The organism is Streptomyces sp. TN58 (genome assembly GCF_001941845.1).
Taxonomy (GTDB): Bacteria; Actinomycetota; Actinomycetes; order Streptomycetales; family Streptomycetaceae; genus Streptomyces.
The window spans coordinates 2,122,530-2,135,329 of the sequence record NZ_CP018870.1 but is presented as its reverse complement, the minus strand read 5'-3'; the positions used below and the strand labels follow the sequence as shown (position 1 = coordinate 2,135,329).

The 12,800-nt window shown below is 72.0% G+C and carries 14 protein-coding genes; 10 read left to right on the top strand and 4 right to left on the bottom strand.

Going from position 1 to position 12,800, the window contains the following annotated elements; genetic code table 11:
- The first annotated feature begins 32 nt into the window (after nt 1–32).
- Entirely contained in the window at nt 33–920 is an 888-nt protein-coding gene (locus tag BSL84_RS09690) for a TIGR01777 family oxidoreductase (protein ID WP_030031547.1), read from the top strand.
- 156 nt (nt 921–1,076) lie between these two features.
- Nucleotides 1,077–2,348: an NAD(P)/FAD-dependent oxidoreductase gene (locus BSL84_RS09685; RefSeq protein ID WP_030031546.1), complete on the top strand. Its 1,272-nt coding sequence runs from the start codon at nt 1,077–1,079 to the stop codon at nt 2,346–2,348.
- Between the two features lie 82 nt (nt 2,349–2,430).
- Here the strand turns inward: BSL84_RS09685 and BSL84_RS09680 are convergent, their stop codons facing one another.
- On the bottom strand, nt 2,431–3,870 hold the full coding sequence (locus BSL84_RS09680) for a regulator (RefSeq protein WP_075970168.1): 1,440 nt from the start codon (nt 3,868–3,870) through the stop codon (nt 2,431–2,433).
- A 172-nt stretch (nt 3,871–4,042) separates the two neighbouring features.
- Here BSL84_RS09680 and BSL84_RS35375 point away from each other — a divergent pair, with 172 nt between their 5' ends.
- From BSL84_RS35375 to BSL84_RS09655, 5 genes are all read left to right on the top strand, one after another.
- The gene (locus BSL84_RS35375; RefSeq protein ID WP_234308507.1) at nt 4,043–4,363 is read left to right on the top strand and encodes a hypothetical protein; all 321 of its coding nucleotides are present in this window, start codon (nt 4,043–4,045) and stop codon (nt 4,361–4,363) included.
- A gap of 76 nt (nt 4,364–4,439) precedes the next feature.
- Nucleotides 4,440–5,231: a lipoyl(octanoyl) transferase LipB gene (gene lipB, locus BSL84_RS09670; RefSeq protein WP_030031245.1), complete on the top strand. Its 792-nt coding sequence runs from the start codon at nt 4,440–4,442 to the stop codon at nt 5,229–5,231.
- 119 nt (nt 5,232–5,350) lie between these two features.
- The gene (gene lipA, locus BSL84_RS09665; RefSeq protein WP_037927122.1) at nt 5,351–6,304 is read left to right on the top strand and encodes a lipoyl synthase; all 954 of its coding nucleotides are present in this window, start codon (nt 5,351–5,353) and stop codon (nt 6,302–6,304) included.
- Between the two features lie 379 nt (nt 6,305–6,683).
- Nucleotides 6,684–6,881: a hypothetical protein gene (locus tag BSL84_RS09660; RefSeq protein WP_030030928.1), complete on the top strand. Its 198-nt coding sequence runs from the start codon at nt 6,684–6,686 to the stop codon at nt 6,879–6,881.
- 10 nt (nt 6,882–6,891) lie between these two features.
- Nucleotides 6,892–7,590, top strand: coding sequence for a DUF4191 domain-containing protein (locus BSL84_RS09655; protein ID WP_030030927.1), 699 nt, complete (start codon nt 6,892–6,894; stop codon nt 7,588–7,590).
- 95 nt (nt 7,591–7,685) lie between these two features.
- On the opposite strand, the gene BSL84_RS09650 is transcribed toward BSL84_RS09655, so the two are convergent.
- Nucleotides 7,686–8,153 carry an RDD family protein gene (locus BSL84_RS09650; RefSeq protein WP_030030926.1) on the bottom strand — a complete coding sequence of 156 codons (468 nt, stop codon included), beginning with the start codon at nt 8,151–8,153 and terminating at the stop codon, nt 7,686–7,688.
- A 185-nt stretch (nt 8,154–8,338) separates the two neighbouring features.
- Here BSL84_RS09650 and glnA point away from each other — a divergent pair, with 185 nt between their 5' ends.
- Together glnA and BSL84_RS36470 are read left to right on the top strand one after the other, a co-directional pair.
- A complete protein-coding gene (glnA, locus tag BSL84_RS09645) occupies nt 8,339–9,748 on the top strand; it encodes a type I glutamate--ammonia ligase (protein ID WP_030030925.1) in 1,410 nt (469 codons plus the stop codon).
- A 141-nt stretch (nt 9,749–9,889) separates the two neighbouring features.
- Nucleotides 9,890–10,477 carry a hypothetical protein gene (locus tag BSL84_RS36470; protein WP_158880078.1) on the top strand — a complete coding sequence of 196 codons (588 nt, stop codon included), beginning with the start codon at nt 9,890–9,892 and terminating at the stop codon, nt 10,475–10,477.
- Between the two features lie 91 nt (nt 10,478–10,568).
- Here BSL84_RS36470 and BSL84_RS09635 read toward each other — a convergent pair whose 3' ends face one another.
- On the bottom strand, nt 10,569–11,222 hold the full coding sequence (locus BSL84_RS09635; RefSeq protein WP_045323172.1) for a TetR/AcrR family transcriptional regulator: 654 nt from the start codon (nt 11,220–11,222) through the stop codon (nt 10,569–10,571).
- Between the two features lie 86 nt (nt 11,223–11,308).
- Here BSL84_RS09635 and BSL84_RS09630 point away from each other — a divergent pair, with 86 nt between their 5' ends.
- On the top strand, nt 11,309–12,079 hold the full coding sequence (locus BSL84_RS09630; protein WP_045323173.1) for an SDR family NAD(P)-dependent oxidoreductase: 771 nt from the start codon (nt 11,309–11,311) through the stop codon (nt 12,077–12,079).
- Between the two features lie 13 nt (nt 12,080–12,092).
- On the opposite strand, the gene BSL84_RS09625 is transcribed toward BSL84_RS09630, so the two are convergent.
- A complete protein-coding gene (locus BSL84_RS09625; protein WP_045323174.1) occupies nt 12,093–12,611 on the bottom strand; it encodes a DUF4240 domain-containing protein in 519 nt (172 codons plus the stop codon).
- Between the last annotated feature and the right edge of the window lie 189 nt (nt 12,612–12,800).

The window sequence follows — 12,800 nt, the reverse complement described above, 5'->3', positions numbered from 1 at the left end:
AAGCCGGCGCAGCGACCCGGCAGGATGGGGGTATGCGCATCGCGATCACCGGGTCGACCGGGCTCATCGGCAGTGCACTCGTGCGGTCCCTGCGGGCCGACGGACACGAGGTGGTGCGGTTCGTACGGCGGGAGCCGGCCGGGGCCGGCGAGGCGGGGTGGGATCCGGAGCGCGGCCACGTCGACCGGGCCGCCCTGGCCGGCTGCGGCGCCGTCGTGCACCTGGCCGGGGCCGGGATCGGCGACCACCGGTGGACCGCCGCCTACAAGCGGAAGATCCGCGACAGCCGGGTGCTCGGCACGGCCGCGCTCGCGCACGCGCTCGCCGGCCTCGACGAACCGCCCGGCGTCCTCGTCAGCGGCTCCGCCGTCGGCTACTACGGGGACACCGGCGACCGCGTCGTGGACGAGGACGCCCCCGCCGGACAGGGCTTCCTGCCCTCGGTCTGCGTGGAGTGGGAGGCCGCCGCCGCCCCCGCCCGGGAGGCCGGGATCCGCACCGCGTACGCCCGTACCGGACTGGTCGTCGCCAAGGAGGGCGGGGCATGGGGGCGGATGTTCCCCCTCTTCCGGGCCGGCGTCGGCGGCCGGCTCGGCGACGGCCGCCAGTACTGGCCGTTCATCTCCCTCCACGATCAGGTCGCGGCCCTGCGCCACATCATCGACACCCCGGACCTCCACGGTCCCGTCAACCTCACCGCCCCCGAACCGCTGACCAACCGCCAGGTCACCGCCGCCATGGCCCGGGTGCTGCGCCGGCCGGCGGTGCTCCCCGTACCGGCCGTGGCACTGCGCGTCGTGCTCGGGGAGCTCTCCGAGGACGTGCTGGCCGGTCAGCGGGCCCGCCCCGCCCGCCTGCTGGAGTCCGGCTTCGTCTTCCGCGACCCCGGCATCGAGCAGGCCATCCGCGCCGCACTGTGACAGCCCGCGTGCGACCGTGTGCGACCGTTCGTGACCCGGATGCGACCACTGTGCGACCGGAGTTGTCCGTAATACCCGGCCGAACTCGGGTTCCCCCACAGCCGGTTGAGGGAAGGAGGATCCCCACACAGCCGCGCCGACCTCGGGGAGGGGCACGTGCTCAGCAGCGCACCCAATGCCGCACACCATGCGGACGTCGTCATCGTAGGAGCCGGAGTCTCAGGACTCGCGGCCGCGCACCACCTGATCGCAGCGGGGGTCACGGTCACCGTCCTGGAGGCCGCGGACGGCCCCGGCGGGCGGATGGCCACCGAAACGGCCGACGGGTTCCGGCTCGACCGGACCGCGCCGTTGCTCAACACCGCGTACAGCGAACTCGAACGCACCCACGCACTGCGCGCCCTGGTCCTGCGCCCCTTCACACCGGGGGTCCTCGTCCACACCGACGGCAGGCAGCTGCGGGCCGGGTCCCTCACCCCCGCCCGCGCCCTGGCCAGCGGATCCCTCGACCAGGCCCGGCTCAGCGCCGCCCTCGGCAGGCTCGCCGCACTGCCCGAGGACAAGCTGCTCGCCCGGCCCGAACGCACCGCCTCCGCCGCCCTGCGCACCCGCGGCCTGCCGCAGCGCACCCTGGGCGGCGTGCTGCGGCCCCTGCTCGCCGCCCTGCTCCGGGACCCGGACCTCACCACGTCGAGCCGGGTCGCCGACCTCGCCCTGCGCACCTTCGCCCGCGGCCGCCTCGCCGTGCCCGAGGGCGGCGCCGGGGCCCTGCCCGACCTGCTCGCCTCCGGGCTGCCCCCCGGCACCGTACGGACCGGCATCAGGGTCCGGTCGGTGGCCACCAACCTGGTCACCACCGAGGAGCACGGGGACTTCCGCTGCCGCTCCGTCCTGCTCGCCACCGGCGCCCGCGCCGCCGCCGAGCTCCTGCCCGGCCTGCGCGTGCCCGCGTTCCACGAGGTCACCGTCCTGCACCACGCCACCGCCGGGACCCTGCCCCGGGACGGCTCGCTGATCCTGGACGGGGACCCGAACTGGCCCGTCTCCCACACCGCCGTCATGAGCGCGGTCGACCCGACGCGGGCCCCGGCCGGCCGCAGCCTGGTCACCACGACCGTGCTCGGCCCGCCGCCGCCCGTGCGCACCGTCGCCTCGCGCCTCGCCCGCCTCTACGACACCCCCACCCGTGAATGGGAGCTGCTGGCCGTCCACCACACCCCGGAGGCCGTCCCCGCCATGCCTCCGCCGCACGACCGGCGCCGCCCGGTCCGGGTCCTGGCCGGGCTCTACGTGTGCGGCGACCACCGCGACACCAACACCGCCGAGGGCGCCCTGCACTCGGCCCGCCGCGCCGCCGGCGCGATCCTGCGCGACTTCGGCATCCCGCTCCCGGTGGCTCCGGAGCCCGCACTCCCGGTGGCGGCCTGAGAACCACAGAAGCCACAGGGGCCCGGTCCACCGCCTCGGGACCGGGCCCCTGCCACGCCCAACCCCGGCCCACGGGACGGCCTCAGGACAGCGCGGCCACCCGGTCCCGGTACGTCCGCACGGCCGCCGCGTCCCGGTACGGCTCCAGCCGCCGCTCGAAGTCCCGTACGTACTCCACCGCCCTCACCGACCGCATCTCCATCGCCTGCTGCGCCGCCTCCGCGCCCAGCGCGCACGCCTGGTCCAGCTCGCCCAGACCCAGCCGGGCCGTGGCCAGCACCACCCGGCAGAACAGCCGAGACCGCGCGAACCCCGGCGCCCTCAGCTGCAACGACCGCTCCGCGTGCTGCGCCGAGGCCCGGTACTGCTGGAGGTCCCGGTGGCAGTGCCCGAACTCGTCCGCCAGCTGCGCCTCGTCGAACAGACGCGCCCAGTGCGGTACGTCGTCCCCGGGCCGGGCGGCGCCCAGCGCGCGTTCGGCCCGCACCAGGCAGGCCGTCGCCGCCCGGACCTCGCCGAGGACCGCGTGCCCCCGTGCCTCCGCCGAGTGCAGCATCGCCTGCACCACCGGCGGCGGGCCGGACCCGACGCCCTGCTGGGCCACCCGGGCCAGCTGCACCGCCTCGCGGCCGTGCCCGAGGTAGACCGCCTGCCGGCTCATGGTGACCAGCACGTACGAGCCGTAGGGCCGGTCCCCGGCCGCCTGGGCCAGCCGCAGCGCCTGGACGAAGTACCGCTGTGCGAGGCCGTGCGCGGCGATGTCGTAGGAGGTCCAGCCCGCGAGCCGGGTCAGGTCCGCGGCCGCCGCGAACAGCCTCCGCCCCGTCGTCTCGCCGTAGGTGCCCCGGAGCATGGGCTCGGCCTCGTGCTCCAGGTACCGCACCAGTGCCTGGCGGGCGTGCCCGCCGCCGTATGCGTGGTCGAGGGTCCGGAAGAGCTCGCCCACCGACCTCAGCGCGCCGATGTCGCCGGCCGTCACGCGCTGCCCGGGGGACCGGTCGATCTGCCGCTGCCGCGGCACCGTGGCGCGGCCCTGGAGCGGGACGCGGGCGGCCGCGGGTTCCGCGCCCCGGGCGACGCGCTCGTCGGGCCGGCCGATCAGCCAGTCCCGGCTGGGCACGACCAGGCCGGCCGGGGTGAAGGCGATCTTCCGCAGTTCCGCGTGGGAGCCGGAGTCCTTGCGCCACAGGCCGCTCGCGATGTCCACCGCCTCCTCGGGGGTGGCCGCGAACTCCAGGCCGGCGTAGACCGGGGCGCAGGCGTCGAGGCCCAGGTCCTGCGCGGAGAGCCGGCGGCCCAGGCGCCGGGTGAAGACCTCGGCGATCAGCGCCGGGGTGGTCCCGCGCGGCTGCTGGCCGCGCAGCCAGCGGGTCACGGACGTTTTGTCGTACCGCAGGTCGAGACCGTGTTCCAGACCGAGCTGGTCGACGCGGCGGGCGAGCCCGGCGTTGGAGAACCCGGCTTCGGCGATCAGCGCCGCGAGCTGCCGGTTGGGGACACGCTGGGCAGGTCGTTCCGTCATCGGCTCCACGGTTTCCTGACGTGACGGACCGGAGTCCCGGCCCTTGAACGGCGTGAATGTAGCGGCGAACTTCGCCCGCGCCGCCCTCTCTGCCCCACATTCATCCGATCGTGTGCAGAATCGGTAGGGCTCTTTACGGACTCGCGCCTTCCGCCCGCGTACGCTGCGGGCCATGACCCGCCGGCCCCACCGGCCGCACCTGCCTCAGGAGCGGCCCGACTCCACAGCTCCGTTGCCTCCGCCCGAGCTCACCGAGGCCGAGTGCCGGCGCTGCGGCACCTACATCGCGGGGCTCGACGGGCGCTACGCGTGCGGCGTGTGCGGCTGGGTCAACGACCACTCGGAGGGACACCGGCGGCTGCCGCGCGCGGACGAGGACCCGGACCGCCCGCCCGAGGGGCGCCGGCGGCCGAAGCAGCTGCCGTGGCGCATGCCGGAGCCGGAGCCGGAGCCCCGGGAGGGGCCGCGCGGCGGGCGGGACGCGGGGCCCTGAGGGGACCCGCGGGGGCAGTCGTACCCTTGCTCGGGGAAGTACGTGCACACAGCAGGTTCAATGAGGAGGCGCTGCGGTGGCTGAGCTTGGGTTTGTCCGTCTGGGCTTCGGCGCGGAAGCCGTCGAGTACACCCAGGCCTGGGAAGAGCAGCGCAGGGTGCACGCGGCCCGCTTCGCGGACGAGATCGGGGACACCTGCCTGCTGCTGGAGCACCCGCCCGTCTACACGGCCGGCCGGCGCACCGACCCCAGCGAGCGCCCGCTCGACGGCACCCCCGTCGTGGACGTCGACCGCGGCGGCAAGATCACCTGGCACGGACCCGGCCAGCTGGTCGGCTACCCGATCATGAAGCTGCCCCGCCCGGTGGACGTCGTGGCGCACGTCCGCCGCCTGGAGGAGGCGCTGATCCGCACCGCCGCCGAGTTCGGCCTGGAGACCACCCGGGTCGAGGGCCGCTCCGGCGTCTGGGTCCTGGGCGACCCGGTCGAGGAGCGTCCGAAGATCGGCGGCCTGTCGCTGGAGTTCGACCCCCGGCTGCACGACGAGGAGTTCGACGCGCGGCTGAACGGCCCCGAGTACGCACCCTCCAACGCCGGCCAGCGCCGCGAGGACCGCAAGCTCGCCGCCATCGGGATCCGGGTCGCCAAGGGCGTCACGATGCACGGCTTCGCGATCAACGTGAACCCGGACAGCACCTGGTTCGACCGGATCATCCCCTGCGGGATCCGGGACGCCGGTGTGACCTCGCTCTCGTACGAACTGGGCCGCGAGATCACCATCGCCGAAGTGCTTCCGGTCGCCGAACGCCACCTGAAGGACGTACTGGAGCACGCCGAGCTGCGGCCCCGCGAGATCGAGACCGCATAGAGACCTCCCGGCGACGGGAATGAGTCCGGCCGCTCGCAGGTTGGGCGACGTAAGAGCGTACGAAATTACGGGCGTACCCTGGTGGGCGCCCGAACAATCGAAGTCACAGGGAGCCGGTCGTGTCCGCAGTCGCACCCGACGGACGCAAGATGCTGCGCCTGGAGGTCCGGAATGCCCAGACCCCCATCGAGCGCAAGCCCGAGTGGATCAAGACGCGGGCGAAGATGGGTCCCGAGTACACCAAGATGCAGGCCCTGGTGAAGGGCGAAGGACTGCACACGGTGTGCCAGGAGGCCGGTTGTCCCAACATCTACGAGTGCTGGGAGGACCGCGAGGCCACCTTCCTCATCGGCGGTGACCAGTGCACCCGGCGTTGTGACTTCTGCCAGATCGACACGGGCAAGCCCGAGGCGCTGGACCGCGACGAACCGCGCCGCGTCGGCGAGTCCGTCGTCACGATGGACCTGAACTACGCCACCATCACCGGTGTCGCCCGCGACGACCTCGCCGACGGCGGTGCCTGGCTGTACGCGGAGACCGTGCGCCAGATCCACCAGCAGACGGCGGGCCGCGAGGCCGGCCACACCAAGGTCGAGCTGCTGGCCCCCGACTTCAACGCGGTCCCGGAGCTGCTGGAGGAGGTCTTCGCCTCCCGCCCCGAGGTCTTCGCGCACAACGTCGAGACGGTGCCGCGGATCTTCAAGCGGATCCGCCCCGGCTTCCGTTACGAGCGCTCGCTCGAAGTGATCACCAAGGCCCGCGCCTACGGCCTGGTCACCAAGTCGAACCTGATCCTCGGCATGGGCGAGGAGCGCGAGGAGGTCTCGCAGGCCCTCAAGGACCTGCACGAGGCCGGCTGCGAGCTCATCACCATCACGCAGTACCTCCGGCCCTCGCCGCGGCACCACCCCGTCGAGCGCTGGGTGAAGCCCGCCGAGTTCGTCGAGCTGGCGAAGGAGGCCGAGGAGATCGGCTACTCGGGTGTGATGTCCGGTCCGCTCGTCCGCTCGTCCTACCGGGCGGGCCGCCTGTACCAGCAGGCGATGGAGAAGCGCAGCGGAGCCGTAGCGTAGGTTGCGGATCCGTCCGAGGTACGAGGGCGGGCACGCGGCCGGAGCGGTGGCGAGGCGTAGCTCGACCGAAGTCCGTGGAAGCGCAGCGGAGCCGTAGCGTAGGGCACAGCCACCGGCGCAACCGCGTGAAGCGCGGGGTGCCACCGTGCGTGTGAAGTCGCGCACAAACTGCTACCAACGGGTAATTCCGCATCGACGCGGCCCCTAGGCTCTTTCCCGAGGGAAGGAACCCGGTGGGCCGCGTCGGCATATGCAACGTGTCCATCACATTTGACCGCCCGGTCATGCGCTGGTAACACCAGTCAGTGACGCTTGGTCCACGCACCGTACACACCGCCCACCTCCCCCAGACGTGGGCATCGCGAAAGGGATCGACATCATGCAGGCCGCGCCAGTACGCGCAATCGCCATCCCGACGCTCTCCGACGCCTTCCGCGGCATCGAGTCCCTCCTCATGAGCGGGGCCCGCCGCAACGCCTGGACGGCCGTCCTGGAGGACCGCAAGAGGGCCAGGGACCGGGTCGAAACCGAACACGTACTTGAGGCCGCGGCTACCCGGACCCCGCAGGCCACGTAAACTTCGCTTTATGGCGAGGAAGTCAAACGCAGAGACTGCTGCGAACCCCGGGCGACTGAAGCAGATCGCCCTGACGTACAAGATGACGCGCAAGGCCGACCCGAAGGTCGGTCTGATCGTCGCGGGCGTGGGAATCGTCACCTTCGGTGTCTTCCTTGCGATCGGCTTCCTGATCGACCACCCGGTCTACCTGGGCATCCTGGGCTTCCTGGTGGCGTTCCTCGCGATGGCGATCGTCTTCGGGCGACGGGCCGAGCGGGCTGCCTTCGGGCAGATGGAGGGACAGCCGGGAGCGGCCGCGGCCGTACTGGACAACGTGGGACGTGGCTGGACCACCACCCCGGCGATCGCGATGACCCGGCAGCAGGACATCGTCCACCGCGCCGTGGGCAAGGCCGGTGTCGTGCTGATCGCCGAGGGCAACCCGAACCGCGTGAAGCCGCTGCTCGCGAACGAGAAGAAGAAGATGGCCCGGATCATGCCGGACGTGCCGGTCCACGACTTCATCGTGGGCACGGGCGAGGGCGAGGTGCCGCTCAAGAAGGTGCGCACCACCCTGCTCAAGCTGCCGCGCGTCCTGTCGGGCCCCCAGATCACCCAGGTCAACGACAAGCTGCGGGCCATGGGCGACCTCATGAGCAACATGCCGCTGCCGAAGGGCCCCATGCCGAAGGGCATGAGGATGCCGCGCGGCGGAAAGATGCGCTGACGGCGGCGACGCGCTCAGCTGATTTCCGTATACGACACAGGGGTGCCCCCGAGCCGGCCGGCTCGGGGGCACCCCTGTGTCTGCTCGTAAACGGGTCAGATACGGACCTGGACGGCGCGCGCGAGGCGGTCGTGCAGGCCGCGGCCGTCGCGGTCCCAGATCAGCGCCGGGATGAACAGGGCCAGCAGCAGCGTGCGCACGACCACCCGGACGATGCCGAGCCGGCCGCCGTCCTCCGCGACCACCCGCAGGCCCAGGGCCCGCTTTCCGGGGGTGAAGCCCACGGTGCCGACCGTGAGGATCGTCAGGGCCAGGAAGAGCCCGAGGGTCCAGTTGCCCGCCGCGCCCAGGTTCCCGCCGGTGATCAGCCCGTACGCGATGAGCTGGCAGCCGATCCAGTCGAGGGCCACGGCTGCGATCCGGCGCCCGAAGCGCGCCACCGAGCCGGGCCCCTCCTGCGGCAGGCCGAGCCGCTGGCCCGGATAGCCGAACTCGACCCCCATCTCCTCGGCGGCCGCCTTGGGGCCGGAGAGCCAGGATCCGATTGCCTGTCTGTTGTCCACCCGACCACGGTACCGGTGGCGCCTCACGGCCCTCCGGCCGGACCCTGGTTAACTTGTGCGAAACAAATGGGTCATGCTTGGGAAATCCCGTCTGCTTATGGTCGGGTCAGCGTGCGGCACCGCACTGACGCACCACGAGCTATAAAGCCCGTCCCTCCCCCGGGGCCGGGAGTAGGAGGAGTTGGATGTTCCAGAACGCCGACGAAGTCAAGCAGTACATCGAGGAGAACGACGTCAAGTTCGTCGACGTCCGCTTCTGCGACCTGCCTGGTGTGATGCAGCACTTCACGATCCCGGCGCGGGCATTCGACCCGGCGGAGGAGCTCGCCTTCGACGGATCCTCGATCCGCGGCTTCCAGGCGATCCACGAGTCCGACATGGCGCTGCGCGCCGACATCACCACCGCGCGCCTGGACCCCTTCCGCCGCGACAAGACGCTGAACATCAACTTCTTCATCCACGACCCGATCACGGGTGAGGCCTACAGCCGCGACCCGCGCAACATCGCGAAGAAGGCCGAGGCGTACCTCGCCTCCACCGGCATCGCCGACACCGCGTTCTTCGGTCCCGAGGCCGAGTTCTACATCTTCGACAGCGTGCGCTTCGCGACCACCGCGAACGAGGGCTTCTACCACATCGACTCCGAGGCCGGCGCCTGGAACACCGGTTCCGAGGAGAACAACCGCGGCTACAAGGTCCGCTACAAGGGCGGCTACTTCCCGGTCGCCCCGGTCGACCACTTCGCGGACCTGCGCGCCGAGATCTCCCTGGAGCTCGACGCCCAGGGCCTCCAGGTCGAGCGCCAGCACCACGAGGTCGGCACCGGCGGCCAGGCCGAGATCAACTACAAGTTCAACACGCTGCTGGCCGCGGCCGACGACCTGATGCTCTTCAAGTACATCGTGAAGAACGTCGCCTGGAAGAACGGCAAGACCGCGACCTTCATGCCGAAGCCGATCTTCGGCGACAACGGCTCGGGCATGCACGTCCACCAGTCGCTGTGGGCCGGCGGCGAGCCCCTCTTCTACGACGAGGCCGGCTACGCGGGCCTGTCGGACACCGCCCGCTACTACATCGGTGGCATCCTCAAGCACGCCCCGTCGCTGCTCGCCTTCACCAACCCGACGGTGAACTCGTACCACCGCCTGGTGCCGGGCTTCGAGGCGCCGGTCAACATGGTGTACTCGCAGCGCAACCGCTCCGCCGCCATGCGCATCCCGATCACGGGCTCGAACCCGAAGGCCAAGCGCGTCGAGTTCCGTGCGCCGGACCCGTCCTCGAACCCGTACCTGGCCTTCTCGGCCCTGCTCCTCGCGGGCCTCGACGGCATCAAGAACAAGATCGAGCCGATGGAGCCGATCGACAAGGACCTCTACGAGCTCTCCCCGGACGAGCACGCGAACGTCCCGCAGGTCCCGACCAGCCTGGAGGACGTCCTCAAGGCCCTGGAGGAGGACCACGAGTACCTCCTGGCCGGCGGTGTCTTCACCCCCGACCTGATCGAGACCTGGATCGACTACAAGCGCACGCACGAGATCGCCCCGATCGCGCAGCGCCCGCACCCGCACGAGTTCGAGCTGTACTTCGACCTCTAGAAATGCCTGATGGGAGGCCCCCCGCCACGCTCCACGGAGCGAGGCGGGGGGCCTTTCCGCTTTGACAGGCCGCTCGGGCGGAGTGAGGGTGGAAATGACCTAAAGGCCTCATAAGCGACACATGTTCGGAGGTGCATGAGAATGCGCCGTAAGATCCTCGCGGCAGCCATGACCGGAGCCGCAGGCATAGCCATCGGTCTGCTGCCCGTCGCCGCCTCGGCCGCGACCGTCACCGGCAGTGGCGGCGGGAACGGCGGCTACGACTGCTACCGGTACCCCTCGAACCGCTCCGACGCCCGCTGGGACTACTGCTGCAACCGCGACTGGCGCGACCGGCCCAGCTGGTGCTGGGACAACGCCGGCGTCGGCGGCGACCGCGGCTACTGGCGCGACGGCAACCGGAACGACTCCGACTGGCGCCACAACCACCGCTACGACGCGAACTGGAACGACTCCGGGCGCGGCGGCAACGGCAACTGGAACGACTGGGGCAACGGTCACGGCGGCAACGGCGACTGGGGCAACGGCCGGGGCGGCAACGGCGACTGGGGTGACTGGGGCAACGGCCGGGGCGGCAACGGCAACGGCGACTGGGGCGGTGGCAACGGTGGCGGCGGCAACGGCGACTGGGGCGGCCGCGGCGGTGGTGGCGGCGGCAACGGCGGCGACTGGGGCGGTGGCAACGGCGGTGGCGGCAACGGCGGCGGAGGCTGGGGTGGCGGCCGCTGAGACCCCGACACCCCCGACACCCCTGATATCCCCGACACCCGTCTGACCACGCAGGACCGTGGATCCGGGCCGATGCCCCTGCTGCGCCGCTTCAGCGCAGCAGGGGCATCGCCGCTGTGAGGTCGCGCAGGCACAGGACCGCCAGCTCGGCGGGGGAGCCGGGTCCCGAGACCGGGGCGTCCGTCGATGCCCACAGCTCCAGCGCCACCCGGATCGCGTCCGTGGCCGCGGCGGCCAGCAGCCGTACCTGCCGCGGGTCCGCGCCCGGCCCCGCCAGCCTGCCGATCACCGGCACCAGGCCCTCCTCGGACTCCTGGTTCACGCGGTACCAGACCGCGCGCAACGCCTGGTCGTCCGCCGCCGCGCGCAGCAGGCCGCGGGTCACCTCCAGGCCCTCCTCGACGGCCTGGGGGGCGCTCAGCGACCGGGTGACGGCGCGTTCCAGTGCTGGGGCGAGGGGCGCTCCCGGCTCCTCCTCCGCGAGCAGCGCGCGCCAGGCGTCGCCGCCGCCCGCCAGCAGCGGGGCCACTGCCTCCTGCTTGTTGCGGAAGTAGCGGTAGAAGGTGCGCAGCGCCACGCCCGCACGGTGGGCGATGTCCTCGGCGGTGGTGGCGTCGGGGCCGTGCTCGGCGAACAGCTCACAGGCGGCGCGGGCGATGTCGAGCTGGGTCGCCGCCTTGCGGCGTTCGGTCAGCGACGGGGCTCCGGGGCCGGCCTGGGGGGCGTACGGGCGAGGGGAGTTCACGGGCCGAGCCTACCGTTCACCCGCCCCGCAGCAGGCAATCTCTGCCAGTCTGACAAAACGTGCCACCCTTTCGGTACGCTCACGCCATGAACCGATACGAAGGACGACGCGTACTCATCACCGGCGGCGGGTCCGGCATCGGCCGCGCCACCGTCCAGCGCCTTCTCGCCGAGGGCGGCCGGGTCCACGCGGTCGACGTGAGCGAGGCCGGCCTCAAGGCCACCGCCGAACACGCCGCCGCGGCGGGCCACGGGGACCGGCTCACCACCGCGCTCCTCGACATATCCGACGAGAACGCCGTCAGGGAGGGCGTCGGCGCCGCGGCCCGGGCCCTCGGCGGGATCGACGTACTCGTCAACGCGGCGGGCATCCTGCGCTCCGCGCACACCCACCAGACCACGCTCGACCTGTGGAACCAGGTCATCGCGGTCAACCTGACCGGCACCTTCCTGATGATCCGCGAGTCCCTTCCGGCGCTCCTCGCGGGCGAGAAGCCGGTCGTCGTGAACTTCAGCTCCACCTCGGCGTCCTTCGCCCACCCCTACATGTCCGCCTACGCGGCCAGCAAGGGCGGCATCCAGTCCATGACCCACGCCCTGGCCGCCGAGTACAGCAAGCAGGGCCTGCGCTTCGTCAGCGTCGCCCCCGGCTCCATCGAGAGCGGCATGACCACCGGCGACGGGCCCGGGCTGCCCGAGGACACCGACTGGTCCCTCTTCGCCAAGCTCGCCCCGGCCATCGGTCAGGGCTTCGCCCCTCCGGAGGCCGTCGCCGGCGTCGTCGCCATGCTCGGCTCCGAGGACGGCGCCTTCATCACCGGCACCGAGATCCGCATCGACGGCGGCACGCACCACTGAACAGCCGCGCCGCTCAGGCGCGGAACCGTTCCCACAGCCGGGGGAAGCGCTCCGCCAGCACGGCTTCGTTCTCGAAGTCCAGCGGAGCGCCCTCCGGCTCCGCCGCCTGCAGCGGAATGCCCAGATCCGGAGCCACCGCCCCGGTCAGCTGCTCGTACGCCTCGTCCGCCGCGTACCCGAGCTCCTCGCCGTCCCCGTCGATCTCCTCGTCGAAGTCGCCCAGCAGCTCGGCGAGATGGTCCGGGTCGTGCACCGCCCCCTCGAAGACCTCCCGCCCCTGCCCGATCAGCCAGCAGCGGAAGTAGTCGAAGGCGTCGTCGCTCGCCCCGTCGAGCAGCACCCACGCCGCGCCCCACAGGTCCCAGGTGTACGCCCGGTTGTACCGGGACTCGAAGTGCCGGGCGAAGTCCAGGACGGAGTCCGGATCGAGCTGTACCAGCCGCTCCACGAGCAGCTCGGCATGCTCCTCGGCGTCGCCGTCGGCGGCCTCGCGCGTACGGTCGACGATCTCCCAGAACTCCGTCTCGTCCATCACGGGATCAAGCATCACGGTTGCACCCCCGCACCGCCACCGCTCATACGGCCAAAGGCCGCTGATCGCCCCCACCCGGCCGCACATCCGCGGCCGCAAACGCCGTGGGGCGGCCCGTCCCCTCCTGGGCGGGCCGCCCCACGGGCGGTTTCGGCGGTCTGCCGGGCCTACAGCCCGTAGCGCTCCGGG

What these genes read in the sequence shown, in the direction of transcription:
- BSL84_RS09660 (WP_030030928.1), top strand. Translation starts at nt 6,684, where the DNA reads ATGCAGGCCGCGCCAGTACGCGCAATCGCCATCCCGACGCTCTCCGAC.
- BSL84_RS09680 (WP_075970168.1), bottom strand. Translation starts at nt 3,870, where the DNA reads ATGACGGAACGACCTGCCCAGCGTGTCCCCAACCGGCAGCTCGCGGCG.
- BSL84_RS36470 (WP_158880078.1), top strand. Translation starts at nt 9,890, where the DNA reads ATGCGCCGTAAGATCCTCGCGGCAGCCATGACCGGAGCCGCAGGCATA.
- BSL84_RS09630 (WP_045323173.1), top strand. Translation starts at nt 11,309, where the DNA reads ATGAACCGATACGAAGGACGACGCGTACTCATCACCGGCGGCGGGTCC.
- BSL84_RS09625 (WP_045323174.1), bottom strand. Translation starts at nt 12,611, where the DNA reads ATGGACGAGACGGAGTTCTGGGAGATCGTCGACCGTACGCGCGAGGCC.
- BSL84_RS35375 (WP_234308507.1), top strand. Translation starts at nt 4,043, where the DNA reads ATGACCCGCCGGCCCCACCGGCCGCACCTGCCTCAGGAGCGGCCCGAC.
- BSL84_RS09690 (WP_030031547.1), top strand. Translation starts at nt 33, where the DNA reads ATGCGCATCGCGATCACCGGGTCGACCGGGCTCATCGGCAGTGCACTC.
- glnA (WP_030030925.1), top strand. Translation starts at nt 8,339, where the DNA reads ATGTTCCAGAACGCCGACGAAGTCAAGCAGTACATCGAGGAGAACGAC.
- BSL84_RS09655 (WP_030030927.1), top strand. Translation starts at nt 6,892, where the DNA reads ATGGCGAGGAAGTCAAACGCAGAGACTGCTGCGAACCCCGGGCGACTG.